Below are 25,376 nucleotides of genomic sequence, written 5' to 3' on the forward strand. Positions count from 1 at the left end.
ATCAACACTCCGGGGCTCCGGTCCACCTCGTGCTGCGGCATTCCGAGGTGGATCGGAGCCCTTTCGCGTTGATTCGAAGACCGAACCCGGGAGCGCCGGCCTGCCCCGAAAAGCGAAAAAGCCCCGGAAACTGGCGAGAGTTTCCGAGGCTGATCCGTGCACCCCCTCGGACTTGAACCGAGAACCCACTGATTAAGAGTCAGTTGCTCTGCCGATTGAGCTAGAGGTGCGTGGAGCGCCGGGGTGGAGCCCGGCGAACCGAGGGTTTACATTACCAGTCCTTACCGCTCCCCGCGAATCGAGGTCGCCTCGCCGGTATCGTGGAGCCTGTGTCCCCCACCGAGGTTTCTTCCCCCGTGCCCGGCAGTACCTTCGCAGACGACCTCTCGCTCGCCCTCCGGATCGCGGATGCCGCGGATGCGGTGTCGATGAGCCGCTTCGACGCGGCCGACCTCGACGTGCAGACGAAAGCCGACGATTCCGCGGTCACCGAGGCGGACCTCGCGACCGAGCGGGCCATCCGCGACCTCTTGGCTGCGGAGCGCCCCGACGACGGGGTGTTCGGAGAAGAGTTCGGCGTCTCGGGCAGCTCGACCCGTCAGTGGATCATCGATCCGATCGACGGCACCTCGAACTACCTGAAGGGCATTCCCGTGTGGGCCACCCTGATCGCCCTCGCGGTCGACGGCGTGCCTCGGGTGGGCGTCGTGAGCTCACCGTCGCTCGGACGCCGCTGGTGGGCCGCTGAGGGCGGCGGAGCATGGACGAACACCCCGGAGGGCGACAGCCGCCGCATCCACGTCTCGACGGTCGACACGGTTGAGAAGGCGAGCGTCAGTTTCCAGAGCATCGAGCAGTGGGATGCGGCGGGCAAGCTCCCCGCGTTGCTGCGGCTCTCGCGCGCCGTCTGGCGCGACCGCGGGTACGGCGATGCCCTGCCCTACATGTGGCTGGCTGAGGGCCGGCTCGAGTTCGTCGCCGAATTCGGCGTCAAGGAGTACGACCTCGCCGCGCTCGTGCCGGTCATCCACGAGGCCGGCGGAAGATTCACCTCCTTCGATGGCGAGGACAGCCTCGCGGCACGGTCGTCGCTCGCGACGAACGGCGTGCTGCACGCGGACTTCCTCGATCTGATCCACACCGACGGAGCGGACGCCGCTTCATGACCGCCGTGCGGCGCAGCATCCTCGCAACGCTCTCGCTCGGGGCGACCTCCCTGGTACTCGCGGCGTGTGTCGCGGCTCCCGCGGCCACCCCGACCACCCCTCCGCCGTCGAGTTCGCCCAGCACTCCCCCGGCGGCCTCGCCTCAGCCGAGCGCGAGCGCGACATCGGACGCCGACGCGACGTGCGCGTCGATCCTCCCCGCACCGACCGTGGCCGACTTCGAGGAGCTCGGCTGGACGGCCCAGGAAGGACCCTTCTACGCCGGCGGCGTCGAGCTGGCGGACGGGATCCAGTGCACGTGGGGCGACTACTCGGTCGCGACCGATCACGTGCAGATCTACGGCTGGGCTCCGATCACCGACGCCGCCGCCTCCACGGCGAAGAACGAGCTGCTGTCGGGTGGATGGCGCAGCGAAGAGAGCGCGGACGGCCTGTACATCACCGAGAGCGCCGACACCGCCATCGCGACCGATGCCGAGGGGTACGGGATCACCTACCTCTTCGGCGACGGATGGGTCACGATCTCCGACACCAAGCAGGGCCTGCTGCTCATCGAGCGCCCCGCGAGCTGACGATCCCGGATGCGGGGGACGGCGTCGCCCTGCGCGCTTCCGGCGCCCGGTGCAGCCACGGCGCGCGATACATCCACGGAGCCACGCGCTGCACGAGATGGTGCAGCGCGAGGGCGGCGGCGACCACGATCGCGGTCACCGCGACCGGGTAGACCGACGAGACCAGCGGGTTGCCGAAGATCGCTTGAGCGACCTCCCGCGGGAGCAGTCCGATCAGAGCGTCGACGGCGATAGCGAGGGGCAGCTGCACGACGTAGATCGGCAGGGTGCGGCGGCCCACCCATACCGTCGACCGCGGGAGCAGTCCCTGCGCCTCGAGAAGCTTCAACAGCGACACCACCGCCGTGACCCCGGCCACCGTCGAGAGCAGCAGGTAATTGGTCCACAGCATCCGACTCTCGGCGTCGTGCATCGCGTTCACGCCCGCCATCAGACCAAGGGCCCCGGCGAGGACGAGAGGGGCGCTGCCACGGATGCTGCGCAGCAGACCCGGCGCGTAGGCACCGAGCAGGAAGAACACGAGGTACTCGGGCATCGGCGTGCGGTCGAAGAAATCCGGCAGCCGGTCGGTGAAGGCCGACCATGACACCCACGCCGCGCCCGCCAGAGCGACGGGGGCGATGCGCGCGCCCGCCTTCGCGATCGTGAAGTACGCGGCGAGAGCGACGAGGAACCACAGGTTGTTCGGGGCGTACGTCAGCTGCGCGGCGAGCTCGCGCACGGTCGAGGCGGCCGCTGTGCCGGCGTGAGGGACGAGGAGGAAGAACAGCGTCTGCGCAAGCAGCCACACGGCGTACAGGTAATACAGACTCAGCGTGCGGGTGCGCAGCACCGTGCCCCACGGACGTGCGATGGCGCTCGCGGCGAAGTACCCGGCGATGAGGAAGAACAACGGCATGCGCACCGGGAGCAGCAGGTCGCGGAACTCGATCCACGCGCTCTGCGCCGGCCCCCACATCGTCCAGGTGGTCTCCGGACCCTCCTGCAAGAACACGTGCCCGAGCACCACGGCGAGGATCGCGAGCCCTCGGGCACTGTCAGCCCAGAGTTCGCGGCGCGCGGGGAGGATCATGCGTCTCGTTCCTGTCGCAGCCTCAGCGGGGCGACATGTCGGATGGAGCGCGGCGGCGGCGGCACGCGAAGAACGACGGACCGGGGGGACGGTCGTTCATGATTTTCCCATAGTTCGCACGGGGCGCTCGTCCGTCGACTCGGGATCACCCTCGCGTCGGAGGGCAGGCCGCTCAGCGGTAGGGGTTCACGGCGTCGGCCGCCGCCTCCCGATCCGCGCCCGCCGCGTGGCCCTGATCCCATGCGTCTCCGCGAGCTTCCAGGTCGCGCGAGAGCGCGTCGGTGTCGAGAATGCGACGGGCCAGCCGCACCCACTCCCCCCAATGGGCTTCGACGGCCGCACCATCGGACTGCGCTCGCACCTCCCACCTCTCCGGGGCGGTGCTGGGCGCGATGGACAACCCGCCGACGCTGAGACGGTCACGACGCGGATCGGACATGGCACGACCTTTCTGATTCGCTATCAGCCTCAGACTGATAATCGGCGAATATCAGCTCTCAGCTGATACGAAGACCCTCGGGGGTGGCGCCCACGGCCCACAAGAGGCCCGCCGACGCAAGCGCGATGGCCCAGCTCGCCATGCTGCCGACGAGGAAGTACTCGGCCTGCGTGCCGCCGGCGTTGTCCTTCTGGATCTCGGGGAAGCGCACGATGCCCTTGGCGGCGATGAAGGCGGCCAGCAGAGCGACGGCGCTCGTGAAGATCAGGCCGACGACGAACAGGCGCTCGAGGGGTCCGATGAGACGGCCCCCTCGCAGCTGCTTCGTCATCACCGCCGGCTCGGGCGGCGCCGGGCGACGGAGCCGTGCGATGAGCCCGCGCCGAGGGACCGGAGCCGTCACGGCGACGACCGACGTATCGGAGCGCTCGCTCTGAAGGGCGACCCGCACGACGATGTTGGCCGATTCGAGCAGGAAGCATGCGACACCCACGGCGAGCACGGTCTTGCCGACCGTGGCCGACCCGGCCGCCTCCCCCGCCATCCACCCCTCGGCACTGGCGGGCGCCCAGACGACGAACGCAACGACCGCGATCGAGAGACCGACCACGGGCCAGAAACTCGCGATCGCCGCATCCTTCGTGCTCGGCATGAGTGCCAACCAGGCCAGTGCGATCACTACAAGCGTGATCGCCAGGGGCCACGTGACGACGGCTGTACCGAGCCCCGCGACGAGGAGCACCACGACGACGCTGGCCCCGATGCGCGCGGACCGCGAGCCGCGACCGAGAAACTGCCGCGCGAGATCGGCCACACCGACGCTGAGGAGAAGAAGGCCCGCGGCGATCATCGCAGAGCCTCCGGGAGGTTCGCGGTCAGCTCCTGGAGTCCGAGCGACAGCGCGGCCGAGCCTGCGCGGGCGAGAGCCTGCGAGACGGCCGACTGGGTGATCCCCTCGTCCGCCGCGAGGGACTCCTGCGAGCGACCGAGCCAGGTGCCGTAGGTCAGGCGGCGCGCCCTTTCCCCCATTCCTCCGACGATGTGGTCTTTCGTGACGAGGTAGGCATTGACCGACGATAGGAACGCGGTCGTCTCCGCGGACTCCGCATCGCCGCTCGATATCCACGCGCGTGCGCGCGGGACCCTCGATTCTTCCCATCGGTGGACCGTCTCGATCGCGCGCCGCGCGGCCCACCATCCCGGGCCGTCCTCGATCGCGTGATCGGCGCCCGAGGTGACCGCGCGCACTTCCCCGGCGCCGATGCCGAACCTCAGCTCCGCATCGGTCGGAAGGCGCAGCTGCAGCAGCGTGAGCGCGAGCAGGGCCGTCGCGAGATCCGCGTACACGCCCTGGAACTCATCCCCCACCGTGGGGACCAGGGCGCGCACGGCTGGGGCGAACTCCTCCACCTCGCGCACCGCACCCTCGATGGTCAGCTGAGCGCGACCGCGGTCGGCCAACCTCCTCGAGCCGACGATGTCGGCGATGACGGCGAACTGCATGACATAAGCCTATAGCTGATTCTAGGTAAATATAAGAGATGAACTAATGTCCCGCGCACGGTCAAGACGCCGATGCCGACCCAGGAAGATGGAGTCATGGCCACGTTCACGATCCGCGGAGAGGTGGTGCGCAGCATCCCCTCGTTCTACGACGAGCTCAACCGCCTCTTCATGGCAGACGAGAAGTGGACGCTCGGCCCCAGCCTCGACGCACTGAACGATCTGCTCTACGGCGGGATCGGCGCTCTCCACGGCGACGACGAGATCCGGGTGGTCTGGTCGGATCACGCCCTCAGCCGCGAGGCGCTCGGTCGCGAGACCACGGCCGCGCACTACCGCGAGAAGCTCCGGCGTCCCGAGATGTTCTCGCAGAGCCACTTCAGCGGCCTCCTCGCACAGTTGGAGGCTGGATCCGGACAGACCTACTTCGACATCATCCTCGAGATCTTCGCCCAGCACCCCCGCATCGAGCTCGTGCTCGCCTGAGGGCGTCGACGTCAGTCCTTGGTGAGGTCTTCGGCGAACATCACGATGATGCCGCTCGGGCCACGCAGATACGTGAGCTTGTAGACGTTCTGATAGTTGGCGACGCCTCGGAGCGGGTGGTAGCCGTGCTGCGCGGCGATCGCGAGCGACTCGTCGATGTCGTCGACCGAGAACGCGACCCGGTGCATTCCGATCTCGTTGGGAAGGGTGGGCTCGGTCTCGATCGCTTCGGGATGGATGTACTCGAAGAGTTCGAGGCGGCCGAAGCCGTCGGGTGTCTGCAGCATCGCGATGCGCGCGTGGTTGCCGTCGAGCCCGACCGCCGTGTCCGCCCATTCACCGGTCACCGTGTCGCGGCCGATGACGGTGAGGCCGAGGTCGGTGAAGAAAGCGATCGTCGCGTCGAGATCGCGCACGGCGATCCCCACGTTCTCCAGTGCGATGCCCATGCAGCGGATGCTACCGAGTCTCACCGGCCGGGTGAATGGGCGGATGCTGCGCGTCGACACGCCTGCGGTCTCGCCACGCCTTCCACGCCCCGGTCGACCAGAGCGCCCAGATGACGAGCAGCGGTTGGAACAGGAGCCGGATGCCGCGTGCGAGATCGGTGTCGAGCCCGAATGCGTCGGTGCCGCGAACGAACTGCTCGATGTTGCCCGGGAACACCGCGACGAAGAACGCGGCGACGACCCACCCGATCGGAACCCGCCAGCGCGGCAGCAGCACCAGGGAGAGCCCCAGCACGATCTCCACCACACCGGATGCCACCACCACGAGGTCGACGGGCAACGGAAGCCACGCCGGCACCTGCGCGACGAACGACTGGCGCGCGAAGGTCAGGTGGCCTACGCCCGCGAAGACGAGCCCGGCCCCCAGCAGCCAGCGGGCGATGGTGCGAAGAGGACTCATGTGCCGAGCGTAGGCGCACGGAGGATCCGTTCGTCCGCCCCGCGGATCACGAAGGCCACAGCGACGAGCGCGATGACGATCGCTGCGACCTCGAGCACACCGCTGAGGGCCGCCAGCGGCCCCGGGGTGCCGTGCCCGACGCCGAACGTCGAGAAGTCCCATAGGCCGTGCAGCACCATGGCCGAGAGGAGGCTGCCCGTCACGCGCCGGAGGATGTAGAAGATCGTGCCGGCTCCGAAGGCGAAGACGACCTGCCGCAGTGTCGAGACGGAATCCTGACCGCTGAACGCGTTGACGAGGTGCATGAGTCCGAAGAGGGCCGACGTGAGGAACCACACCCACGCCTCGGAGAGTCGGCTGCGCAGACCCACGAGCAGCAGACCCCGCGTGGTGAGCTCCTCCGTGAAACCGACGAGCAGCAGAACGACGGATGCTGCGAAGAACGCGGCGTCGTACGAGCCCCAGTCCGTCGACGCAAGATTCGCGACGAGGGCCACCGCCATGATGACCGGCGCGATGATCGGCCACCTGTGAGCCGCACGATGGCGGTCTCGAAGCGCCGGGCGCCACCACCCGAGCAGCGTCGTGGTGATGGCGAGGAGGACCGCGCCGACGATGAGCGACAGCCCGGCGCCGAGGAACAGGTTGCTGCCGCTGTCACCGAGATCGGTGTAGGGAATCCCCGTGGCCTGCTGGACGCCGAAGACGACGGCGATGTAGGCGAGGTAGATGACCAACCCGATCCACACGCGGGGGTGGACTCGGTACTGACCTGACGTGTGGAGGGTCATGCGATTCTCCCCGAGAGTGCGGTGGCAGATGAGTCGGCCGTCGCACGAGCGTGCTCACCCGCGCGACGGTCGACGATGATCAGTGGCGGAAGAACTCGTTCGCCCGCTTTGTGTAGAGCAGAGCGATGCCGACGAGAGCGACCAGACCCGAAATGATCGGCCCGACGAGGTTGGCCGGATTCGCCGCCAGGGCGAAGATCGCCGTGAGCAACGACAGGGCGAACGAGATGGTGACGAGGATGCGCGCGACGTTGCTTCCGCTGAAGAGGAAGAAGGCGACGACGAAGGAAATCAGTCCGACGACGATCGCGATCCACGCCGCTTCCGTGCCGACGCCGTTCGGGCTCAGAACGCGCGTCAGGACGAGGATCCCGGAAATGATCTGCGCCGCCGCGCCGATCCACGCGAGCACCGCGATGAGGACGACGCCTCCGGGACGCTGACCGGCCATCACGACTTCCCTCCATCCGCGTCGACGGCCGCCGATCCGTCGGCCTCGACCTCGCCCAGAAGATCCTTCAGGCCGAGGCCCCCGATGTTCTGCGCTTCGACCTCGAGTGTCGTCCCTGTCGTCGTGTCGGTCAGACCGATGACCAGAACGGTGCCACGCCGGTGCTTGGTGACCTCGAGGTGTTCGCGCTCGATGTGGGCGACCGGGTGCAGGTGCTTCCATCCGCCGACCAGTCCGGTGCTCGTGCGACCGAGGACGTACAGGCGCTTCGGCGACAGAGCCAAGACGAGGGAGGGGTAACTGCCCTTCGAGGCCGCGTTTACTCTCTCGCCGATCATGCCGCCCGCGACGCCCCACGCCGTGGTGTTGCTCCCACCACCGGCGACTCCGGCTGCCGCACCCAGCACGCCGGCGAAGGTCGAGCCTCGCGGCATGACGACCGCGACGTCGAGCACCTCATCGTCGGGGATGACTGACTGAGCGCCCTCACGGGCATGTTCTTCTCTCGACATTCGCGCCGCTCCAATCCGATCGACCGCCGACACGAATGGCCGGACACCGGGCCTTGGCACGAGGCTAACGGAAAGTAGGACAATCCTGAGCAAACTTTTCGGGGTTGACTTCGCGCGGGTCGCGGAAGTTCGCCTGCTTCAATGAGAGGGAGGGGGAACGAGGATGGACGCGAGCGCGCTGAACCGGGCGATGGATCTGCTGGGGCAGTTCAGCGACCGGTTGACGCATGTCTTCGACGACGCATTCGGCACGAGGTGGGCCGAGATCGAGGACATTCTCGCGATTGCCGAGATTCTGACGGGCCGCTTCGTGACGACCCGGCTGCTGGCCGACACCAGTGGACTGGACCGTCGAGCGATCTCTCGCATGGTCGCCCGCCTACGCTCGGAAGAGTTGGTCACGACACGACCATCCGCGGCCGACAAGCGCGCCGTAGAAGTCGTCCTGACCGACCGCGGCGAGCGGCAAGCGGCAGTATTGCGCGCCTCTCTCGACGACTTCTTCCGAGCGAGTTCGGAGATCGCGAGCCAGATCGCTCATGGGCTGCAACCGTCGTCCCGCCCACCGCTCAAAGGTGCTCCGGCCGACCCTGTCGATCTGCTCCGACGGGTCTGCGAGGCGGGTGCGGCGCTGGTGAACACGATGCCCGGCGCGGCGACCCAGGGGCAGCTGGCCGCTCGCCAGCGAGCGGCCCTCGTGCAGATCGTGTCGCAGGGTGGTGCACGCCCGAACGACCTGTCTCCCGCCCTCGGGGTATCCCGGGCGGGCGTGGCCTACATCATCGACCAGCTCTGCGCGAAGGGATTCGTCTCGCGACGCCGAGGCACCGTGCCCGAGGACCGCCGCGCCGTTGTTCTGGAGGCCACCGCCGATGGGGTCCGGGCCGTGCAGGCGGTGATGGCCGGAATTGAAGGTCAGCGAGAGAGCCTGGCGAACCTGTTCGGCGAAGTCGCACACTGGCGAGAGCTCGTCGTGGAAGCCGAACCGCTCGGCCTAGCGACGAACGCGGGCGGTTGAGTGGTTCGCGATCGGCAGACGCTTCACTGCATGAAAAAAGGGCCCCCGTGTCGCGGAGTTCCGCGACCCAGGGGCCCTTTCGCGTGACAGCGGTGCAGTGGAGATGGGGGGAATCGAACCCCCGTCCATCACTGGGAAAGTGCGGTTTCTCCGGGCGCAGTCTGTGCAGACGTTCTACTCGGCTCCGACCTTTGTCACAGACACCCAAGTCGACGAGCCCAGCCCCGGAAAAGTCCCGCGTGACGTCGAGGCGCCGTCACGCAGCTAGTCCCCTAAATGACGCCGGGATCCGTAGCGGGAACACCTACGGTCCGACGGACTATCGGGCTCGCTTATGCAGCGAGGGCGAAGTCAGTGCGCTTGGTTTCGGCACTTATTGGTTTGCAAGGAGCGTTAACGAGATAACCCTGCATCCTCGGCCCGCTTCACGCAGAATCACAAGCAATGTCGAAACCGATCATCCCCGTGGTCCTCCGTCGGAGGGACCGCTGTCACACTGTGGAGTTGCCAACTCGGCCACCGAAGCACCCGAGCCCTACAGACTATAACGGTTCGAGCCCCGACGCATTCCCGGGCCGGCGGCCCACGCTCACCCATAGACCCGTCGCCTACGATGTAAGGGTGCCCTCACCTACTCGTCGACCCGCCGCCGCCCAGACCACCCTCCAGGTGATCGAGACGATCCGGCTCACGCCCGGACTCGTGCGGGTGGTTCTCGGAGGTACGGAACTGACTGACTTCCCCGACCGCCCCGACACCGACAAGTACGCGAAGCTCTTCTTCCCGCCGGCCGGGAGCACTCTGCGGCCGCCGTACGACCTCGCGACACTGCGCGACGAGGTCGCGTTCGACGAGCTGCCCACGGTCCGCACCTACACGATCCGCCGTGTCGACCTCGACCGTGGCGTGATGGAGATCGACTTCGTCGTGCACGGCGACACGGGAGTCGCTGGCCCCTGGGCCGCGAACGCACAGCCGGGCGACGAGCTCACGATGTCCGCCCCGGGCGGAGGCTTCTCGCCCGATCCGGAGGCCGACAGCATCCTGCTCATCGGCGACGAGTCGGCGATTCCCGCCATCTCCGCCGCGCTCGAGTCGCTGCGCGATGACGCGCACGTCACCGTTCTGCTGGAATCCCGCTCCGCCGAGCACCGCGCAGATCTGCCCGACTCCCCCGCGAGGGTGACCTGGATCGACGAAGACCACGACGCCCCGGGTGCACAGCTCGTCGACGCCGTTGCCGCCCTCGAATGGCCCGCCGGACGCGTGCAGGTCTTCGCCCACGGCGAGCGGGGCGCGATGAAGGCCCTGCGTCCGATCCTCATCGAGCGCGGCGTCGACCGCTCCGACCTCTCGCTCTCCGCGTACTGGGCCGCCGGACGCACCGAAGACGCGTTCCAGGCCGAGAAGCGCCTGCCCGTCGGCCAGATCTTCCCCGCCTGACACCCAGCCACGTCGGAGGATCGCGCCTTCGTCGGAAGATTCGGAACGGATGCTCCGACGCAGGCACGATTCTCCGACCGCCGTTTCGCGCACCCGCACAGACGGAGCCCTTAGGCTCGGCGCATGAGCGAGGTCGTCATCACCGTCCGAGGCGAGCAGGAGCGCCGGGTCGCTCCCGAGCGGGCCGTCGTGCAGCTGTCCGTGAGAGCGGACGGGCCCGAACGCGGACCCGTCGTCGAGCGTGTGAACGCTGCAGCGGCGCCGATACGCGACGGACTCGACGCCCACCAGCGCTCCGGCGAAGTCGCCGAGTGGTCGAGCGGTCGTGTTTCGGTCTGGTCGGAGCGCCCGTGGAACAACGAGGGACGCCAGCTTCCGCCGGTGCACCACGCGTCGGTCGACATCTCTGCGTCGTTCTCCGACTTCACCGCGCTGTCGTGGTGGTTGGGCGAGACCGCCGACGCAGACGAGGTGCAGGTCGCGTCGATCTCCTGGCAGCTCACGCCTACTACCCGCGCCATCGTCGAGCGCGACGTCGCCTCCGACGCTGTGCGCGTGGCGGTCACCCGCGCCGAGGCCTATGCCGAAGCCATCGGCCTGGGCACGGTCGACCCGATCGAGATCGCCGACGTCGGGCTTCTCGCCGGAAACGCGGAGGCTGCCGCGTCGGCTCCGCGCATGATGCGGATGGCAGCGTCGGATGCTGCGGGCCCGGCTCTCGCTCTCCAACCGGCCGACATCGTGGTCGGCGCGGCAGTGGAGGCCCGGTTCCGCGCGTCGTAGCGACTACTCGCCGGTGCGGTTGCGCGTGCGCATCGCGCGCTCGGCCTCGCGCTTGTCTTCGCGCTCGCGGATCGTCTGGCGCTTCTCGAACTCGCGCTTACCCTTGGCGACGGCGATCTCGACCTTCGCGCGCCCGTCGAGGAAGTAGAGCTTCAGCGGTACGAGCGTGTACCCGCCCGCGGAGATCGCGTGCGAGAGCTTGACGATCTCCTCCTTGTGCAGGAGGAGCTTGCGCACGCGCTTGGCGGAGTGGTTCGTCCAGTGGCCCTGCGAGTACTCGGGGATGTTCACGGCGTCGAGGAACGCCTCGCCCCCGTTGATGTAGGCGTAGCCGTCGCTGAGGTTCGCCCGCCCCTGGCGGAGCGATTTCACCTCGGTGCCGGTGAGCACGAGGCCCGCCTCGTACGTCTTCTCGATGGCGTACTCGTGACGCGCGCGACGGTTGGTCGCGACGACCTTCTCGCCTTGTTCGCGGGGCATGGCAACCTCCTCCGGCTGTCGGGCTCATGCAAGCCCATCAGTCTACAAGGCCGCCGCCGACCTCAGGTGCGCAGCCAGCGCCTGATGGCGAAGCCGGCCGACAGCGCGGCCAGCACGACACCCACCACTACGATCACGGGGATGACGATCGCCAGGTCTCCCGGACCGACCCACGCGGTGATGAAGGTCACCCGATCGCGCAGGTAGTCCTCGACTCCGAAGGTGACGATGCCCCACATCGTGACGCTCGCAAGCGCCGAACCGATGAGCGCCGCGAGCACGCCTTCGAGCACGAACGGGGTCTGGATGAACCGGTTGGATGCTCCGACGAGTCGCATGATGCCGATCTCCCGCCTCCGGGCGAAGGCCGACAGGCGGATGGTCGTCGCGATGAGGAGGACGGCGGCGATGAGCATGAGCGCCGCGATGCCGATCGCGATGTAGCTCGCGATCGTGAGGGCTGAGAACAACGGCTCGAGGTACTGCATCTGGTCCTGCACCTCCTCGACGCCCGCGTAGCCGCCGAAGGCCTCGGCGATGACGTCGGACTGCCCCTGGTCGACGAGGTTGATCGAGAACGTCGCACTGACCTGGTCGGGGGTGAGGATCGAGGAGTACTGCTCGCCGACGACGGCGATGGTGCGGTCGTACGCCTGCTGATTCGTCTCGAACGTGTAGTCGCGGATGTACGGGGCGAGGGTGCCGCCGTCGAGGGCCGCGGTGACGGCGTCGATCTGCTCCTGGGTCGCGAGACCGTCGGCGCAGGTATCGGTCTCCGACACCGACGAGCACATGTAGACGGCGACCTGGGCGCGATCGGACCAGAAGTCCTGCATCTTGCCGATCTGCATCTGCATGAGCATGGCGGCGCCGACGAATGTCAACGAGACGAAGGTCACCAGCACAACGGAGATGACCATCGAGGCGTTGCGGCGAAGACCGGTGAAGGCCTCGCCGAGGATGAGTCCGATCCTCACGAGGTGGGCCCCACTTCATCGTCGCGACGATTGCCGCTGAGACCGAGGCGGTCGGCGAGTCCGAGTTCGTCGATCTCGGCGGCACCTTCGGCCCGTTGGGTGTAGGCCGGTTCGGGCGTCTGCTCGGCGATCACGGGGGCCATCGCCTCTTCCGCTGCTGGAGTGAGGCGCTCTGCCGCCTCCTCCAACGCGGCGCCGGCAGCGGGATCGATCTGGGCCACCTCGCGCTGCACCTCGAGCACGGCGGTGAGGGCCGCGACCGCTGCCGCGCCCTTCTCGACCTCGGGGGCGAGCCGGGGAAGACCCGACGTGTCGCCGTAGCCGCCGTGACGCTCGTCGCGCACCATCTCGCCGTTCTGCAGCTCGATCACGCGGCGCTGCATCTGATCGACGAAGCCGGCCTCGTGCGTGGCCATGACGACCGTGGTGCCGCCGGCGTTGATGCGTGCGAGCAACTGCATGATGTCGATCGAGGTCGCCGGGTCGAGGTTTCCGGTGGGCTCGTCGGCGAGCAGCACCTGCGGGCGGTTGACGAGTGCACGCGCGATGGCGACGCGCTGCTGCTCGCCGCCCGAGAGCTCGTGTGGAAGGCGCTTCTCCTTGCCGGCGAGACCGACCAGGGCGAGGGCCTCGGGTACGGCCTGCGAGATGAAGCCGCGGGAGGCGCCCGTCACCTGCAAAGTGAAGGCGACGTTCTGGAAGACGGTCTTCGTCGGGAGCAGCCGGAAGTCCTGGAAGACGGCCCCGACGTGGCGGCGGAAGTAGGGCACCTTGCGGTTGGAGAGCGTGCGGAGGTCTCTGCCGAGGACGACGACGCGTCCCTTGCTCGGCGTCTCTTCGCGCAGGATCAGACGCAGGCACGAGGACTTCCCCGAACCCGACTGACCGACGAGGAAGACGAACTCTCCGCGCTGCACCTCGAAGTCGACCTCGTTGAGGGCGGGCTTGGAGGTGCCGCGATACCGTTTGCTGACATTCTCGAACCGGATCATGGCGCAAGAAGCCTAAGCGGCTCCCCCACCGCATCCTGTCGTGACGCGCCCGCCGCGCAGCATCCGTTCACCGGAACCGCGAGACTTCATCGCACGCACGACACTGCACGCGGCGCTCGAATTCTCACGCGCGCGTTGGAGTCTCGCGGTCGCGAGCGGCGCGGCGCGCCGAACTCGCGGGTCAGTCGTCGTCGGTCTTGCGCTTGCGCCAGCGGATTCCCGCGGCGATCAGGCCGTCGAGGTCGCCATCGAAGACGGATGCGGGGTTGCCGACCTCGTAGCCGGTGCGCAGGTCTTTGACGAGCTGCTGCCCGTAGAGGAAGTACGAGCGCATCTGGTCGCCCCAGCTCGCGGTGATCGTACCGGCGAGCTCCTTCTTCTTCGCAGCCTCTTCTTCGCGCTGCAGGAGCATGAGGCGCGTCTGCAACACGCGCATGGCGGCCGCACGGTTCTGGATCTGCGACTTCTCGTTCTGCATCGACACGACGAGGCCGGTCGGGAGGTGGGTGATGCGCACCGCGGAGTCGGTCGTGTTGACCGACTGGCCACCGGGACCCGACGAGCGGAAGACGTCGACGCGGATGTCGCCCTCGGGCACCTCGACTTCCTGTGCCTCCTCCATCACCGGGATGACCTCGACCGCGGCGAAGCTCGTCTGCCGCTTGTCGGCGGAGCCGAAGGGGCTGATACGGGCGAGGCGGTGCGTACCGGCCTCGACGCTCAGGGTTCCGAAGGCGTACGGCACGTCCACCTCGAAGGTGGCCGACTTGATGCCCGCGCCCTCGGCGTAGGAGGTGTCCATGACCTTCACGGGGTACTTGTGGCGCTCGGCCCAGCGCAGGTACATGCGCAGCAGCATCTCGGCGAAATCGGTCGCGTCGTCGCCGCCGGCGCCGGAACGGATCGTGACGACCGCGGAGCGCGGGTCGTACTCGCCGTCGAGGAGCGTCTGCACCTCGAGCGAGTTGATCACCTTCGTCAGGTCGGCGAGCTCTTTGCGAGCCTCGGCCGCCGACTCCTCGTCTTCGGCCTCGAGGGCGAGCTCGACGAGCACCTCGAGATCGTCGAGGCGCGCCTCCACGTCGGAGATGCGCTTGAGCTCGGACTGACGGTGGCTCAGCGCGCTCGTCACCTTCTGCGCCTTGTCGACGTCGTCCCAGAGGTCGGGGGCGCCGGCCTCCTCGCTGAGGCGTGCGATGTCGGCGGTGAGCGCGTCGACGTCCACCACGGCGCGGATGTCGCCGAAGGTGGAGCGCAGCGCCTGGATGTCGGCGGCAAGATCGAGTTCGAGCATGGCTCCCCAGCCTACCGTCCTCCGTCCGCCGGTATCCGGCGCCGGGCGGCATCGACCGACGCTGGGAGACCCGGGCGTATGTTGGAAGCGACATGGCAGACGACTCCCCCCGCCGCATCCTCGTCCGCTTCGCCCCGATGATCTACGGCCCGACGCTGTTGTTCGCTATCGGCGAGGGGGCGGTCATCCCGCTCATCCCGATCATCGCGTCGCGTCTGGGCGCCGATATCGCCGTCGCCGCGCTCGTCGCCTCCGCGCTCGTCGTCGGCCAGCTCTGCGGCAACATCCCCGCCGGCTGGGCGGTAGCCCGGTTCGGGGAGCGCATCACGATGGGCGTCGCCGGAGCCGTGGCCCTCGTCGCGACGATCTGCCTCGCGCTCGCGCCGACACTGCTGCTCTTCGCGGCGGCCGTCTTCGTGATCGGGCTGTGCGCGGCCGCCTTCGGACTCGCGCGCCACTCGTTCATGACGACACGCGTGCCCCTGTCGTTCCGCGCACGGGCGCTGTCGCTGCTCGGCGGCACGTTCCGCCTCGGCATGTTCGTGGGGCCGTTCATCGCGGCCGTGCTCCTCACCGTCTTCGGCGACGAGAGCGCGGCGATCTGGTTCTTCGGCGTCTGCCTCGTGGCGACCGTGCTGCTCGTGCTGCTGGGGCCCGATCCCGAACTGGCGCTGACGAGGAACGGGTCGGATGCTGCGGCGCCGGAGCCGCGCGAAGACACCGGCGAGCCCGTGACCGGCTCGATTCCGCTCCCGGCGTCCGCCTCCGGACAGCAGCGGGTGGGCGTGTTCCGCACCATGTGGCGGCACCGCGATGTGCTCGCGCGTCTGGGGCTCGCGGCCGCGTCGCTGTCGGCTCTGCGTTCGGCGCGCCAGGTGGTGCTACCGCTGTGGGGCGTCTCGATCGGACTCGACGCGCAGACCATCGCGCTCGTCGTCGGCATCTCCGGAGCGATCGACTTCGCGCTGTTCTACGCCAGCGGTCAGGTCATGGACAGATTCGGACGGCTATGGGCGGCCCTGCCCGCCATGGTGCTCATGGGTGCGGGATTCTTCGCGCTCTCGATCACTCACGACCTGACGAATGCGAGCATGTGGTTCGCGATGTTCGCCGCCGTGCTGGGAGTCGGCAACGGACTCTCGAGCGGCATCCTCCTCACGCTCGGCGCGGACGTCGCGCCTCCCACCGACCCGGCGCCCTTCCTGGGGTCGTGGCGAACCCTGACCGATGCCGGCGGAGCGATCGCGCCGCTCCTGATCTCCGGGATCGCCGCCGTGCTGTCGCTGTCGTTCGCGGCGGGGGCGATGGGCGTCATCGGACTCTTCGGTGCGCTCGGGTTCATCCGCTGGGTGCCGCGGTTCGTGCCGCGCGCGAAGTAAGCGAGCCGGTCAGCCGAGCGGCGGCTCGGGGGTCACCAGCGCCAGACGCTTCCGGCGCGCGACCGCGGCGAGGATCGCGATGACGATGGCGAGCATGACGATCGGGAGAAGCAGGACGGGGCTTCCCACTCCCGCGGACCGGTCGAAGCCCGCATCCATCGAGCCGGTGAACGCAGAGACGGCGAGCAGGAAGATGTTGTTGGCGGTGTGGATCGCGATGCCGCTCTCGAGGCCGCCCGTGAGCTGGGCGAGGATCGACAGTCCGACGCCGAACAGGAAGTAATAGGCGATCAGCCACGGGTCGGCAGCGAAGTGCACGGCCGAGAAGATCGACGCGCTCACGACCGTTCCCATGATGAGCGCCCAGCGCGGCGAGCGCAGCCACGAGCCGGCCGCCCGCTGCACCACGCCACGGAACATGTACTCCTCGGCTGCCGCCTGCAAGGGTGTGGTGAGCACGATCACGGCGAGGAAGGCGAGTGCCGACGACGACATCTCGATGCGGTAGGCGGGGTCGAGCAGGTTGAGGCCGGCGAAAGCCAGGTAGAAGGGCGCGGCGATGGCCGTGGAGATCCACAACCACCGCCACCGGAACCCCGGGCGCAGCGAGTGGAAGAATCCCATTCGGACCCCGCTGACGAAACGGTGGGCGATGATCGACAGCGCCGCGGCCGCGACGATGCTGAGGTTCGTCGCGAGCAACACGACCGGGGTCATGACGATCAGTCCCGACGCAAGGTCATGGGCATCCTGCGCGCCGATCACGAGATCGACGATCGCCGCGACGAGGCCACCGATCGTGGTGAACAGCAGGATGCCGACGATCACGATGAGGATGCTGAGCAGGCCCTTCCACCACCGGGTGCGGGGTGTGCGGTAGCTCGATCCGAAGGGCAGACCCGGCAGCGGGCTGCGCGGGTCGGGCATCGGGGCTCTCGCCGGAATGTACGCGCCGGGCGCCCCGCTCGGCCACGCCTGCGCGGGAGGTACGGCGGGCGCAGCGACAACGTCGTGGGGATCTTCGGCCATGCCTCGATCGTAACGAGCGCGTCACGCCCTCTCGCGCGGCCGTTGCCGAGCTACAGCAGCGCGGTGCGACTGGTCGCGGTCGCTCCCAGAGGCACGCCGTCGGGTACGAAGAGCGACACGACCGGAGGGTGCCACACCCCTGTCACGGTCACTCGGGCCGAGACGCCGTCGGGAGTCGTGGCCTCGACCACTGTCATGGCCTCCCCCATCGCGTCGACGACCTCCTCCGCCTGCGCGCGGACGTCGTCGTCGGTCAGCACGGCGGTTGCGCGGCCGTCGGTGACCGTGAGGGTGAATCCGTCGGCACCGGCGAGCGCCGCAGCATCCGCCGCGCTGTCGAGGCGCTTCTGCGCGAGGTAGAGCGATGTGGCGTTGGCGCAGATGAGCACGAGCGCCAGGGCGAGCAGCGCGTAGCCCAGCGTGAGCAGCAGCACGCTTCCGTCGTCGTCGAGTCGACGCGTCATGACGTCGCTCCCCAGAACCGGGAGACCTTCTGCACCGCGACCGCCTCCACGGGGAGGCGCGCCAGCCGGTCGAGACCGAACACCGGCGGAGCCAGCGGCAGCGCTACGGCTGTGCGCACCGTCACCACCACCGTCGTACCTGCAGACGGACAGCTGGATGCTGCGCCCGGACAGTCGATCTCGATATCCACCGCGTCTGCATCGAGCCCGTACTCGTCGACGACTGTCGCGAGCACCGTCTGGGCGCGCGCGTCAGCGTCGGCGGCATCGACTGCCGTCGATATCGCGCGGGCGATGTGCCGGGCTCCCGCTTCGGCTCCGAGCGACTGATGTTGCACCATGCCGAGCGCGACCACCAGGTAGACGGTCGGGACCAGCAGCAGAAGTCCGACGAAGACGAACTCGATCGCCGCTGATCCCTCGTCATCGGCGGCGAGTGCGCGTCGAAGGCGCTCACCCCAGTGACTCGCTCGGCGCATCAGCGGTCACCTCCAGTGCTCGCGAACTTCCCCACAGCCCGAGGAGCGGCAGGGTCGTACGCACCGTGACGCGAACCGTCTCGCCGTGCTCGACCGCTGTCACGTCTTCGGCGTACGAGGTCGCCACCGCGCGACCGATGAGATCGCGGGTGCGGGCGGCGCCGTCGGCGAGTGACGTGTCAGCGAGCGCCGCGTGGAAGGCCCCCTCGACCGCGGCGTCGTGCACCACATTGCGCACGTAGACGGCGAGGGCCAACTGCAGCACGGCGACCGTCAAAAGCGTCAACAGGCCGCCGACCAGCACGAACTCGACGGGGCTCGAACCCTCCTCGTCGTCGAGGGCCCGCCTGAGCCTCCGCACCTCAGAGTCCGGAGACGCGCGAGATCGCCTGCTCGAACAGTTGGGCCAGCGCAGGCCCGGCGAGCGCCCAGATCACCACCACGAGCCCCGCGGTCATGAGCGTGATCAGCACCCACCCGGGCACGTCACCGGCCTCGTCGTCGAGCGCGTCTCCCCAGGCGGTGCGCAGTCTGCGTGCGAGCACCTTCGGTGCATCCATGTCGTCTCTCCTTCCGAGCGTCTGTGGTCAGCCGATTCCGAGCCGCAGCATGAAGATTCCCGGGAACACCGCGAACAGCACGCTCAGCGGGAGGATCAGGAAGACCAGCGGCACGAGCATGAGGATCTCCTTTCGCCCCGCCTGTTCGATCAGCGTGCGCTTGGCGTCTTCGCGCGCATCGGAGGCCTGAGCCTGCAGCACGGCGGCGAGCGGGGCGCCGCGATCGAGCGCGGCCACGACGTGGTCGATCGATCGCGAGACGGCAGGGATGCGGATGCGGCGACTCAGCGCGGTGAGCGCTTCGGGCAGCGGCGACCCCGTCCCGACGTCGAGCACTGTGCGGCGGAACTCCGCGGTCAGCTCGCCGGAGCCGATCTCTCCCACCCGCCGGAGCGAGTCGAGGATGCCCTCGCCCGCGGCGAGGCAGAGCGCCAGGAAGTCGAGCACCGTGGGGAGCTCCTCCTCCATCCGCCGCACGCGAGCACGCGCTGCCCCCGTGAGCCGGGCATCGCATGCCACCGCGGCGGCCACGGTCGTCACGACGGGTACGAGACCCGCCGGTGGCGTGAGCGTCCCGGCCAGGGCCAAGAGCACCACGCTGAGCCCGCCCGCTCCGAGCCCGACGAGCGCCCAGACCACCTGGCGCGCGCGGAACCCCGCAGCATCCGTCACCCAGCCGGCCTGGTCGAGGCGGTGCTGCACGGCGTCCGCCCCACCGGCCAGGCGACCGAGCCGAGCGAGCGCCTCATCCCACGTGCCGCGCAGTCCGGCGGTCGGGGGCTGGGCGGGGCCGAGCCCGCGCGGGTCGACGACGTCGCGGATGTAAGGAGTGACACGGCGTGACAGGCTCGGCGCGCTGACGCGCGGGGCGAGTGAGACCAGGAGACACACTCCCACTCCGAACGCGCAGCCGAGGAGGACAGCGAGCGCCGTCTCGGTGAGCAGCCCAGGGCTCACCCGAACCACCGCCGAGGTTCCGGAAGCCGACCGATGCGCAGCATCACCCGGAACGCCACCACCGACACCACCGCACCGGCCAGGATGAGCCCGACCCCTTCGCCGCTGGCATAGGCGCGAGACCCCTCGGGGCGCAGCGCCAACAGCACGAGGATCACCCAGGGCGCGACGACGCCGAGCACGGCAGCGCCGCGGATCCAGGACTGCTTCGCCTCGACCTCGCCGCGGAGGGCGGCGTCGGCGCGCACCGAGCCGGCGAGCGCACGCAGCACCACGGTCAGCTCGGTGCCCCCGACCTGACGTGCCATCCGCAGGGTTTCGATGATGCGGTCGGCGACGGGGTCGGACAACGCCGTCTTCAGCCGGGTGGCACTCGAGTCGAAGTGACCGGATGCTGCCATGTCGCTGCCGAATGCGGCGAACGCGGGCCGAAGCGGGGGCGGGGCGGAGAACGCCAGGCTGGCCACGGCGTCGGGCAACGACATGCCCGCCCGCACCGACGCGATCAGCAGATCGCACACGTCGGGCCAGAGCGCACGCCGGGTGCGCAGCAGTCGGGTGCGCCGAGCGCGCAGCCACACCAGCGGCGCGACGGCGGCGGCAACGCCCGCGATGACGCTCAGGACGGGCACGGCCGTCACCAGCCACACGATGGCCGCCGCGAGCAATGCGAAGACCGTGCCCAGCACGACGACGACACGCGGTCGCACCGACGCGAACCCCGCCGACTCGAGAAGCCGCAGAAGTGCGCCGTCCGGCTCTGGATCTCCCGGCGCCTGTCCGCCCGGCCAGAGCCAGGGTGCCGCCGCGAGCAGCATCCCCCCGGCGAGCAGCGCCCCCAGGACGAGTGTCACGATCTCCCCGCCCGATAAAGCGACCGCACCTCGGCGGCATCCCCGACCAGTCGCCCGGTCGGTGTGACGATCTCGAGCACCCGTCTGCGGCCGCGCGCATCGCGCCCGCAGTGCGCGACGAGATGCACCGACCGGGCCACGGCCGACAGCACGAACTGCGCGTCGATGTTCCGCCCGGCCAGGAGCGGCAGGGCGGCGAGCTTAGCCAGCGCCTCTGCCGCGGAGTTCGCGTGGATCGTGGCCGCCCCCGGCACACCCGTATTGAGAGCGAGCAGCAGATCGAGGGCTTCGGCGTCGCGCACCTCGCCGACGACGACGCGATCGGGGCGCATGCGCAGCGCCTCCTTCACCAGGCGCCGAAGCGTCACTTCTCCCCCGCCCTCGAGACTCGGCTGGCGCCCCTGCAACGCGACGAGGTCGGGTGCATCGATGGCGAGTTCGAACGTCTCCTCCACCGTCACGATGCGCTGCGAGCGGGCGGAAGCAGCGACGAGCGCTGCGAGGAGCGTCGTCTTTCCCGCGTGGGTCGGCCCCGACACGAGGATGCTGCGCCCCTGCCGCATCGCATCGACGAGCAGGTCGGCGGCCTCCGGTGCAAGCGATCCCGTCTCCACGAGACGCCCGACGTCACGGAAGGCCGGGAGGAATTTCCGGATGTTGACGGCCCAGTGCTGCCGCGTGATGTCGGGGATTACGACGTGGAGCCGCGACCCGTCGGGAAGCGACGCGTCGACGAACGGCTGGCTGAGATCCACGCGGCGACCGCTCGAGTGCAGCATCCGCTCGACCAGATCCCTCACCGCGCCGTCGGTGAGGCAGACCGGCACCCGCTCTGCCACGCCTCCCCGCGCGACGAAGACCCGGTCGGGGGCGTTGAGCCACACCTCCTCGACGGTCGGATCGTCGAGGTACGCCTGCAGCGGCCCGTATCCCGTGAGCTGGGCGAGCACCTCCCGTACGCAGGCCCCCTCGTCGTCGAGAGGGGCGAACCCCCTCGCGAGCGCGAAGTCGTTGTGCCGTCGCACCTCGGAGCGGATCACCCGCTCCGCGTACCCCGGATCGCGTGTCGGATCGCTCTCGTCGGCGCGCAACCGCTCGCGCACACGCTCCACGACCGCGGCGGTCGCGGTGTCGGAAGCGATGGCCAGGCTCACGCCCAGCATCCTGGCAACAATGCGGCCCACGGCGGTCGAGGTTGTCCACAGCACGCATACATCTCGTCAGATCGGGTGAAAGGGCCTGCACAACCGGTAGGACATCCCGACGCGAGCACCCAGGACGAGCAACCTTCGCGTCATGCTGGCATCGTTAGCGCGGTCACAGCTGACGCTAGCCTCGACGCATGAGCCGGCCACCCGCGAACAGACAGCGAAGAGTTCACTTCGTGGGAGCCCTGGTCTTCACCACCTTGTTCGCAGCACCCGCCGCACTCGCCGGAGTCAGTGCGCTGACCGTCAGCTACACGCCCTTCCAATGGGCCATCATCGGGTTCCTCGTACTCTCCGCAGCGCTGTCTGCTGCGGGCGAGATCTGGGAGGTGCGAAGGCTTCGGCGAGATGACGACGGCCGTTGACGGGTTACCGCCGGGCCATCCCCGACGATGCAGCAGGGTCCGGGAGAGCAGGCGGCTTCACTTCCGACCGCCGGGATGTCATTCCATGACGATGACCGCGCGCCCGGTGATCTCGCCGCGAGCGAGGGCCTGGAACGCCTCGTCGACATCGGCGAGCGCGTAGCGCCGCGTCACGAGACGGTCGGCGTCGAATCCGCCGCCCGCCGCCAGCTCGACGACGGCGGGGAGGTCCTCACGGGTGCGGGCACCGAACGAACCCGTGATCGTGTAGCCGCGGCGCACCAGCGGTGTGATCTCGACGTCGGCGGTGGCGCTGCCCGCGGCGATCCCGATCGCGACCATCCGTCCGCCGTCGGCCAGCAGCGAGACGGCCTGGCGGAAGGTCTCGGGGCGACCGAGGGCCTCGAACGCCACGTCGACCCCGCGCCCGTCGGTGATCTCCCGCACGGCGGCCACGACATCGTTCTCGCGTGAGTTGACGGCGTGCGTCGCTCCCAGCGCGAGTGCGGCGTCGAGCTTGTCGTCCGCGACGTCGATGGCGATGACGGGGTATGCCCCCGCGGCCACGGCGACCTGGATCACTCCGCTGCCGATGCCGCCGACGGCCACCACGGCCGCGGACTGCCCCTCGCCCAGCGCACCCGCCCGGCGGACGGCACCGTAGGCGGTGAACGCCGCGCACCCGAGCACCGACGAGGTCACCGGATCGAGGTTCTCGGGCAGGCGGGCGAGAGCGGACAGCGGCACGACCGAGTACTCGGCCAAGCCGCCCATCGAGTACATCGCCAGGAACGATCCATCGCCGAGCCTCAATCTGCTCTCGCCGTCGTAGAGCGTTCCGCGCAGGCGGTTCTGGGCGAAGAAGTTCTCGCACATGTCGTCTCGGCCCTGCAGGCAGTACCGGCACTCGGTGCACGGCATGATGAACGCGCCCACGACGGTGTCGCCTTCCGACAGCCCGCGCGCGTCGGTCGTTCCTTCGCCGAGCGACACGATCGTTCCGGTGATCTCATGGCCGAGCACCGCCGGACGGGGAAATGCGACCTCGCCCTTCATGACGTGCAGATCGGTGTGGCAGACCCCGCACGCGATGATCTTCACGAGAGCCTCGCCCGCACGTGCGACGGGAACGGGTATGTCCATCACTTCCAGCGCTGCCGCGTCACCGCGCAGCACCGCCGCACGCATCGTCCGTTGGGCATCGACCATGGTCCACATCTCCTCGTCGAGAACTGTCTGACCACCAGTGTCTCAGGCCGCCTGAAGATTGGCCGGGCCTGCCTGAGGATGGGATCTCCCGGCGTCGATCCCGGACGGTCTCGGTGGCGTCGTTGGCCGTGAATTCACCCGCCATATGCGCGCCCACGCCTCATTTAGACTGATCGCACCCGCGGGAGTGGTGAAATCGGTAGACACGCAGGATTTAGGTTCCTGTGCCTTCGGGCGTGGGGGTTCAAGTCCCCCCTTCCGCACAACGGCCCCAGCGGCCGCCCCACCTATCGGCCCTACACCTCCGAGGCATCCGTGATCCAGCATTCCGCGCTCATCCCCTGGCTCGATCCGGCGGCGATCATCGACGCCGCGGGGCCCTGGGCCCTGCTCGTGGTGTGCCTGATCATCTTCGCCGAGACCGGCCTGCTGATCGGGTTCCTACTTCCCGGCGACACTCTGCTCGTCCTCGCCGGCCTTCTGTCGAACCCCACCACGCACCCTCCGCACGGCGTGTTCGGAGTGAACGTCTGGATCGTCGGCCTCCTGATCGGCTTGTCGGCGTTCGTCGGCGGCGAGGTCGGGTACCTCATAGGCCACAAGGCGGGGCCGGCGATCTTCGAGCGCAAGGATTCCGGCATCTTCAGCCGCAAGAACGTCGAGCGCACGAACGAGTTCTTCGAGCGGTTCGGCGCGGCCACCGTCATCCTCGCTCGCTTCGTGCCGATCGTCCGCACGTTCGCACCGATCGCCGCCGGCGTCGGCCACATGAACAAGTGGAAGTACACCCTCTACAACTTCATCGGTGCCGTGATCTGGGGTTTCGGCCTGACGATCTTCGGCTTCCTCATCAGCCTGATCCCCGGCGTGGGCGAGTTCGTCGCCGAGTACATCGACGTGTTCCTGCTCATCGCGGTCGCCGGCACCGCCCTCTTCATCGCCTTCAACTTCCTCCGCGAGCGCGCTCAGGCCAAGAAGGCCGAGCGCGCGGGCGACGCGGTGACCGACCACGCCGAGGCGCAGGCTCTCGCCCTCGACGAGGACGTCATCGAGCACGGACGCCACACCCCCACCGACGGCGACGCGCCGAAGGTCTGACGCAGCATCCGGGTCTAGGAAGCCTTCTTCTTCGCGGCGGGCTTCTTCGCGGCGGGTTTCTTGGCCGGCGCCTTCTTCTCCTCGCTCGACCCGCGCGCGGCCCGGCTGCGCTCGACGCTCGCGCGCAGGGCCTCCATGAGGTCGATGACCTCTCCCCCGTCGGACGCTTCTTCCTGCTCGCCGAACGTCGCCGCGGTGTCGAGCGCGTCGCCCTGCTCGAGCTTCGCGTCGATCAGCGTGCGGAGCTCGGCCTGGTAGTCGTCGGTGAACTCCTCCGGGTCGAAGTCCTTCGCGAAGCTCTCGACCAGCGATGCCGACATCTCGAGCTCTTTCGCCGAGATCCGCACCGATTCGTCGAGGGAGGAGAACGACGCTTCGCGCACCTCATCGGCCCACAGCAGCGTCTGCAGCACCAGCACGTCGCCGCGCACGCGAAGCGCGGCGAGGCGCGTCTTCTGACGGAGGGAGAAGCGCACGATCGCGGTGCGCTCGGTCTGCTCCAGGGTCTTGCGCAGGAGTACGTAGGCCTTGGGTGAGGTGGAGTCGGGCTCGAGGTAGTAAGCCTTGTCGAGGATGAGCGGGTCGACCTGCTCGCTCGGCACGAACTCCACCACGTCGATCTCGCGGCTCTTCTCCGACGGCAGCGCATCGAAGTCGTCCTTCGTGAGCACCACCGTCTGCTCGCCGTCGTCGTACGCCTTGTCGATGTCGGCGAACGGCACGACCTCGCCGTCGATCTCGCAGATGCGCTGGTAGCGGATGCGCCCGCCGTCCTTGTTGTGCACCTGGTGCAGCGAGACGTCGTGATCCTCGGTGGCCGAGTAGACCTTCACCGGCACGTTCACGAGCCCGAACGTCAACGCGCCTTTCCAAATCGCCCTCATGA

The 25,376-nt window shown here is 68.8% G+C and carries 32 protein-coding genes, 2 tRNA genes and 1 other RNA gene; 10 read left to right on the forward strand and 25 right to left on the reverse strand.

Features of this window, described 5'->3' with window-relative positions:
* Positions 1-157 precede the first annotated feature (157 nt).
* Positions 158-230: transfer RNA gene (locus FVP77_RS08060), tRNA-Lys, on the reverse strand.
* A 126-nt stretch (positions 231-356) separates the two neighbouring features.
* Here FVP77_RS08060 and FVP77_RS08065 point away from each other — a divergent pair.
* Positions 357-1,166, forward strand: a complete 810-nt coding sequence (locus FVP77_RS08065) for an inositol monophosphatase family protein (protein ID WP_246134015.1) — start codon at positions 357-359, stop codon at positions 1,164-1,166.
* The gene (locus FVP77_RS08070; RefSeq protein WP_147894007.1) at positions 1,163-1,738 is read left to right on the forward strand and encodes a hypothetical protein; all 576 of its coding nucleotides are present in this window, start codon (positions 1,163-1,165) and stop codon (positions 1,736-1,738) included. Before FVP77_RS08065 ends, FVP77_RS08070 begins: the two co-directional genes overlap by 4 nt.
* Here FVP77_RS08070 and FVP77_RS08075 read toward each other — a convergent pair.
* From FVP77_RS08075 to FVP77_RS08090, 4 genes are all read right to left on the reverse strand, one after another.
* Positions 1,716-2,810, reverse strand: coding sequence for an acyltransferase family protein (locus FVP77_RS08075; RefSeq protein ID WP_147894008.1), 1,095 nt, complete (start codon positions 2,808-2,810; stop codon positions 1,716-1,718). The genes FVP77_RS08070 and FVP77_RS08075 overlap by 23 nt on opposite strands.
* A gap of 172 nt (positions 2,811-2,982) precedes the next feature.
* Positions 2,983-3,249: a hypothetical protein gene (locus FVP77_RS08080; RefSeq protein WP_147894009.1), complete on the reverse strand. Its 267-nt coding sequence runs from the start codon at positions 3,247-3,249 to the stop codon at positions 2,983-2,985.
* Between the two features lie 58 nt (positions 3,250-3,307).
* Positions 3,308-4,099, reverse strand: a complete 792-nt coding sequence (locus FVP77_RS08085; RefSeq protein WP_147894010.1) for a hypothetical protein — start codon at positions 4,097-4,099, stop codon at positions 3,308-3,310.
* Positions 4,096-4,752 carry a SatD family protein gene (locus FVP77_RS08090; protein WP_147894011.1) on the reverse strand — a complete coding sequence of 219 codons (657 nt, stop codon included), beginning with the start codon at positions 4,750-4,752 and terminating at the stop codon, positions 4,096-4,098. The genes FVP77_RS08085 and FVP77_RS08090 overlap by 4 nt, the downstream gene beginning before the upstream one ends.
* 96 nt (positions 4,753-4,848) lie before the next feature.
* Between FVP77_RS08090 and FVP77_RS08095 the strand changes: the two genes are divergently transcribed.
* Positions 4,849-5,238, forward strand: coding sequence for a barstar family protein (locus tag FVP77_RS08095; RefSeq protein ID WP_147894012.1), 390 nt, complete (start codon positions 4,849-4,851; stop codon positions 5,236-5,238).
* A gap of 11 nt (positions 5,239-5,249) precedes the next feature.
* Here the strand turns inward: FVP77_RS08095 and FVP77_RS08100 are convergent, their stop codons facing one another.
* The 5 genes from FVP77_RS08100 to FVP77_RS08120 form a co-directional block, all read right to left on the reverse strand.
* On the reverse strand, positions 5,250-5,687 hold the full coding sequence (locus FVP77_RS08100; protein WP_147894013.1) for a VOC family protein: 438 nt from the start codon (positions 5,685-5,687) through the stop codon (positions 5,250-5,252).
* A gap of 10 nt (positions 5,688-5,697) precedes the next feature.
* Complete coding sequence (locus FVP77_RS08105) at positions 5,698-6,147, reverse strand: DoxX family protein (protein ID WP_147894014.1); 450 nt, start codon at positions 6,145-6,147, stop codon at positions 5,698-5,700.
* Positions 6,144-6,938, reverse strand: coding sequence for a CPBP family intramembrane glutamic endopeptidase (locus tag FVP77_RS08110; RefSeq protein ID WP_147894015.1), 795 nt, complete (start codon positions 6,936-6,938; stop codon positions 6,144-6,146). The genes FVP77_RS08105 and FVP77_RS08110 overlap by 4 nt, the downstream gene beginning before the upstream one ends.
* 79 nt (positions 6,939-7,017) lie before the next feature.
* Entirely contained in the window at positions 7,018-7,389 is a 372-nt protein-coding gene (locus tag FVP77_RS08115; protein WP_147894016.1) for a hypothetical protein, read from the reverse strand.
* Complete coding sequence (locus FVP77_RS08120) at positions 7,389-7,901, reverse strand: hypothetical protein (protein ID WP_147894017.1); 513 nt, start codon at positions 7,899-7,901, stop codon at positions 7,389-7,391. Before FVP77_RS08120 ends, FVP77_RS08115 begins: the two co-directional genes overlap by 1 nt.
* Positions 7,902-8,064: 163 nt before the next feature.
* Here FVP77_RS08120 and FVP77_RS08125 point away from each other — a divergent pair, with 163 nt between their 5' ends.
* Positions 8,065-8,919, forward strand: a complete 855-nt coding sequence (locus FVP77_RS08125) for a MarR family winged helix-turn-helix transcriptional regulator (RefSeq protein WP_147894018.1) — start codon at positions 8,065-8,067, stop codon at positions 8,917-8,919.
* 95 nt (positions 8,920-9,014) lie between these two features.
* Here the strand turns inward: FVP77_RS08125 and ssrA are convergent.
* Positions 9,015-9,384, reverse strand: a transfer-messenger RNA (tmRNA) gene (gene ssrA / locus FVP77_RS08130).
* 156 nt (positions 9,385-9,540) lie between these two features.
* On the opposite strand from ssrA, the gene FVP77_RS08135 reads away from it, so the two are divergent.
* On the forward strand, positions 9,541-10,362 hold the full coding sequence (locus FVP77_RS08135) for a siderophore-interacting protein (protein WP_147894019.1): 822 nt from the start codon (positions 9,541-9,543) through the stop codon (positions 10,360-10,362).
* A 123-nt stretch (positions 10,363-10,485) separates the two neighbouring features.
* Entirely contained in the window at positions 10,486-11,145 is a 660-nt protein-coding gene (locus FVP77_RS08140) for an SIMPL domain-containing protein (RefSeq protein ID WP_147894020.1), read from the forward strand.
* A gap of 3 nt (positions 11,146-11,148) precedes the next feature.
* On the opposite strand, the gene smpB is transcribed toward FVP77_RS08140, so the two are convergent.
* From smpB to prfB, 4 genes are all read right to left on the reverse strand, one after another.
* Positions 11,149-11,625, reverse strand: a complete 477-nt coding sequence (gene smpB / locus FVP77_RS08145) for an SsrA-binding protein SmpB (RefSeq protein ID WP_147894021.1) — start codon at positions 11,623-11,625, stop codon at positions 11,149-11,151.
* A gap of 62 nt (positions 11,626-11,687) precedes the next feature.
* The gene (gene ftsX, locus FVP77_RS08150) at positions 11,688-12,602 is read right to left on the reverse strand and encodes a permease-like cell division protein FtsX (protein ID WP_147894022.1); all 915 of its coding nucleotides are present in this window, start codon (positions 12,600-12,602) and stop codon (positions 11,688-11,690) included.
* Positions 12,599-13,594 (reverse strand): cell division ATP-binding protein FtsE, encoded by a 996-nt coding sequence (ftsE, locus tag FVP77_RS08155; protein ID WP_147894023.1) that lies wholly within the window; start codon positions 13,592-13,594, stop codon positions 12,599-12,601. Before ftsE ends, ftsX begins: the two co-directional genes overlap by 4 nt.
* A gap of 181 nt (positions 13,595-13,775) precedes the next feature.
* Entirely contained in the window at positions 13,776-14,888 is a 1,113-nt protein-coding gene (gene prfB, locus FVP77_RS08160) for a peptide chain release factor 2 (RefSeq protein ID WP_147894024.1), read from the reverse strand.
* A 92-nt stretch (positions 14,889-14,980) separates the two neighbouring features.
* Between prfB and FVP77_RS08165 the strand changes: the two genes are divergently transcribed.
* The gene (locus FVP77_RS08165; protein ID WP_147894025.1) at positions 14,981-16,267 is read left to right on the forward strand and encodes an MFS transporter; all 1,287 of its coding nucleotides are present in this window, start codon (positions 14,981-14,983) and stop codon (positions 16,265-16,267) included.
* A gap of 9 nt (positions 16,268-16,276) precedes the next feature.
* Here the strand turns inward: FVP77_RS08165 and FVP77_RS08170 are convergent, their stop codons facing one another.
* From FVP77_RS08170 to FVP77_RS08205, 8 genes are read right to left on the reverse strand one after another with little or no spacing between them, the layout of a single operon-like run.
* On the reverse strand, positions 16,277-17,296 hold the full coding sequence (locus FVP77_RS08170; RefSeq protein WP_147894026.1) for a CPBP family intramembrane glutamic endopeptidase: 1,020 nt from the start codon (positions 17,294-17,296) through the stop codon (positions 16,277-16,279).
* Between the two features lie 50 nt (positions 17,297-17,346).
* On the reverse strand, positions 17,347-17,760 hold the full coding sequence (locus FVP77_RS08175) for a pilus assembly protein TadG-related protein (protein WP_147894027.1): 414 nt from the start codon (positions 17,758-17,760) through the stop codon (positions 17,347-17,349).
* Positions 17,757-18,239 (reverse strand): TadE/TadG family type IV pilus assembly protein, encoded by a 483-nt coding sequence (locus FVP77_RS08180; RefSeq protein WP_147894028.1) that lies wholly within the window; start codon positions 18,237-18,239, stop codon positions 17,757-17,759. The genes FVP77_RS08175 and FVP77_RS08180 overlap by 4 nt, the downstream gene beginning before the upstream one ends.
* Positions 18,214-18,600 (reverse strand): TadE/TadG family type IV pilus assembly protein, encoded by a 387-nt coding sequence (locus FVP77_RS08185; RefSeq protein ID WP_147894029.1) that lies wholly within the window; start codon positions 18,598-18,600, stop codon positions 18,214-18,216. Before FVP77_RS08185 ends, FVP77_RS08180 begins: the two co-directional genes overlap by 26 nt.
* 1 nt (position 18,601) lies before the next feature.
* A complete protein-coding gene (locus FVP77_RS08190) occupies positions 18,602-18,799 on the reverse strand; it encodes a hypothetical protein (protein ID WP_147894030.1) in 198 nt (65 codons plus the stop codon).
* A gap of 27 nt (positions 18,800-18,826) precedes the next feature.
* The gene (locus tag FVP77_RS08195; RefSeq protein ID WP_246134016.1) at positions 18,827-19,756 is read right to left on the reverse strand and encodes a type II secretion system F family protein; all 930 of its coding nucleotides are present in this window, start codon (positions 19,754-19,756) and stop codon (positions 18,827-18,829) included.
* The gene (locus FVP77_RS08200; RefSeq protein ID WP_147894031.1) at positions 19,753-20,610 is read right to left on the reverse strand and encodes a type II secretion system F family protein; all 858 of its coding nucleotides are present in this window, start codon (positions 20,608-20,610) and stop codon (positions 19,753-19,755) included. The genes FVP77_RS08195 and FVP77_RS08200 overlap by 4 nt, the downstream gene beginning before the upstream one ends.
* Positions 20,607-21,773 (reverse strand): TadA family conjugal transfer-associated ATPase, encoded by a 1,167-nt coding sequence (locus FVP77_RS08205; RefSeq protein ID WP_147894495.1) that lies wholly within the window; start codon positions 21,771-21,773, stop codon positions 20,607-20,609. The genes FVP77_RS08200 and FVP77_RS08205 overlap by 4 nt, the downstream gene beginning before the upstream one ends.
* Positions 21,774-21,994: 221 nt before the next feature.
* Here FVP77_RS08205 and FVP77_RS08210 point away from each other — a divergent pair, with 221 nt between their 5' ends.
* Positions 21,995-22,183: a hypothetical protein gene (locus tag FVP77_RS08210; protein ID WP_147894032.1), complete on the forward strand. Its 189-nt coding sequence runs from the start codon at positions 21,995-21,997 to the stop codon at positions 22,181-22,183.
* A gap of 78 nt (positions 22,184-22,261) precedes the next feature.
* Here the strand turns inward: FVP77_RS08210 and FVP77_RS08215 are convergent, their stop codons facing one another.
* The gene (locus FVP77_RS08215; protein ID WP_246134018.1) at positions 22,262-23,392 is read right to left on the reverse strand and encodes a zinc-binding dehydrogenase; all 1,131 of its coding nucleotides are present in this window, start codon (positions 23,390-23,392) and stop codon (positions 22,262-22,264) included.
* 181 nt (positions 23,393-23,573) lie between these two features.
* Here FVP77_RS08215 and FVP77_RS08220 point away from each other — a divergent pair.
* Positions 23,574-23,655 (forward strand) — tRNA-Leu (locus FVP77_RS08220).
* Between the two features lie 55 nt (positions 23,656-23,710).
* On the forward strand, positions 23,711-24,490 hold the full coding sequence (locus FVP77_RS08225; RefSeq protein ID WP_187266896.1) for a DedA family protein: 780 nt from the start codon (positions 23,711-23,713) through the stop codon (positions 24,488-24,490).
* A 14-nt stretch (positions 24,491-24,504) separates the two neighbouring features.
* Here the strand turns inward: FVP77_RS08225 and ku are convergent, their stop codons facing one another.
* Positions 24,505-25,374 carry a non-homologous end joining protein Ku gene (ku, locus tag FVP77_RS08230; protein ID WP_147894034.1) on the reverse strand — a complete coding sequence of 290 codons (870 nt, stop codon included), beginning with the start codon at positions 25,372-25,374 and terminating at the stop codon, positions 24,505-24,507.
* Between the last annotated feature and the right edge of the window lie 2 nt (positions 25,375-25,376).

Origin of the sequence: Microbacterium hatanonis, assembly GCF_008017415.1 — a bacterium.
Classification (GTDB): Bacteria; Actinomycetota; Actinomycetes; order Actinomycetales; family Microbacteriaceae; genus Microbacterium; species Microbacterium hatanonis.

Excerpts from the sequence above, each read along its gene's own strand:
- FVP77_RS08070 (WP_147894007.1), top strand. The coding sequence starts at position 1,163 with ATGACCGCCGTGCGGCGCAGCATCCTCGCAACGCTCTCGCTCGGGGCG.
- FVP77_RS08075 (WP_147894008.1), bottom strand. The coding sequence starts at position 2,810 with ATGATCCTCCCCGCGCGCCGCGAACTCTGGGCTGACAGTGCCCGAGGG.
- FVP77_RS08080 (WP_147894009.1), bottom strand. The coding sequence starts at position 3,249 with ATGTCCGATCCGCGTCGTGACCGTCTCAGCGTCGGCGGGTTGTCCATC.
- FVP77_RS08085 (WP_147894010.1), bottom strand. The coding sequence starts at position 4,099 with ATGATCGCCGCGGGCCTTCTTCTCCTCAGCGTCGGTGTGGCCGATCTC.
- FVP77_RS08090 (WP_147894011.1), bottom strand. The coding sequence starts at position 4,752 with ATGCAGTTCGCCGTCATCGCCGACATCGTCGGCTCGAGGAGGTTGGCC.
- FVP77_RS08095 (WP_147894012.1), top strand. The coding sequence starts at position 4,849 with ATGGCCACGTTCACGATCCGCGGAGAGGTGGTGCGCAGCATCCCCTCG.
- FVP77_RS08100 (WP_147894013.1), bottom strand. The coding sequence starts at position 5,687 with ATGGGCATCGCACTGGAGAACGTGGGGATCGCCGTGCGCGATCTCGAC.
- FVP77_RS08105 (WP_147894014.1), bottom strand. The coding sequence starts at position 6,147 with ATGAGTCCTCTTCGCACCATCGCCCGCTGGCTGCTGGGGGCCGGGCTC.
- FVP77_RS08110 (WP_147894015.1), bottom strand. The coding sequence starts at position 6,938 with ATGACCCTCCACACGTCAGGTCAGTACCGAGTCCACCCCCGCGTGTGG.
- FVP77_RS08115 (WP_147894016.1), bottom strand. The coding sequence starts at position 7,389 with ATGGCCGGTCAGCGTCCCGGAGGCGTCGTCCTCATCGCGGTGCTCGCG.
- FVP77_RS08120 (WP_147894017.1), bottom strand. The coding sequence starts at position 7,901 with ATGTCGAGAGAAGAACATGCCCGTGAGGGCGCTCAGTCAGTCATCCCC.
- FVP77_RS08125 (WP_147894018.1), top strand. The coding sequence starts at position 8,065 with ATGGACGCGAGCGCGCTGAACCGGGCGATGGATCTGCTGGGGCAGTTC.
- FVP77_RS08140 (WP_147894020.1), top strand. The coding sequence starts at position 10,486 with ATGAGCGAGGTCGTCATCACCGTCCGAGGCGAGCAGGAGCGCCGGGTC.
- smpB (WP_147894021.1), bottom strand. The coding sequence starts at position 11,625 with ATGCCCCGCGAACAAGGCGAGAAGGTCGTCGCGACCAACCGTCGCGCG.
- ftsE (WP_147894023.1), bottom strand. The coding sequence starts at position 13,594 with ATGATCCGGTTCGAGAATGTCAGCAAACGGTATCGCGGCACCTCCAAG.
- prfB (WP_147894024.1), bottom strand. The coding sequence starts at position 14,888 with ATGCTCGAACTCGATCTTGCCGCCGACATCCAGGCGCTGCGCTCCACC.
- FVP77_RS08165 (WP_147894025.1), top strand. The coding sequence starts at position 14,981 with ATGGCAGACGACTCCCCCCGCCGCATCCTCGTCCGCTTCGCCCCGATG.
- FVP77_RS08170 (WP_147894026.1), bottom strand. The coding sequence starts at position 17,296 with ATGGCCGAAGATCCCCACGACGTTGTCGCTGCGCCCGCCGTACCTCCC.
- FVP77_RS08175 (WP_147894027.1), bottom strand. The coding sequence starts at position 17,760 with ATGACGCGTCGACTCGACGACGACGGAAGCGTGCTGCTGCTCACGCTG.
- FVP77_RS08180 (WP_147894028.1), bottom strand. The coding sequence starts at position 18,239 with ATGCGCCGAGCGAGTCACTGGGGTGAGCGCCTTCGACGCGCACTCGCC.
- FVP77_RS08190 (WP_147894030.1), bottom strand. The coding sequence starts at position 18,799 with ATGGATGCACCGAAGGTGCTCGCACGCAGACTGCGCACCGCCTGGGGA.
- FVP77_RS08205 (WP_147894495.1), bottom strand. The coding sequence starts at position 21,773 with ATGCTGGGCGTGAGCCTGGCCATCGCTTCCGACACCGCGACCGCCGCG.
- FVP77_RS08215 (WP_246134018.1), bottom strand. The coding sequence starts at position 23,392 with ATGGTCGATGCCCAACGGACGATGCGTGCGGCGGTGCTGCGCGGTGAC.
- ku (WP_147894034.1), bottom strand. The coding sequence starts at position 25,374 with ATGAGGGCGATTTGGAAAGGCGCGTTGACGTTCGGGCTCGTGAACGTG.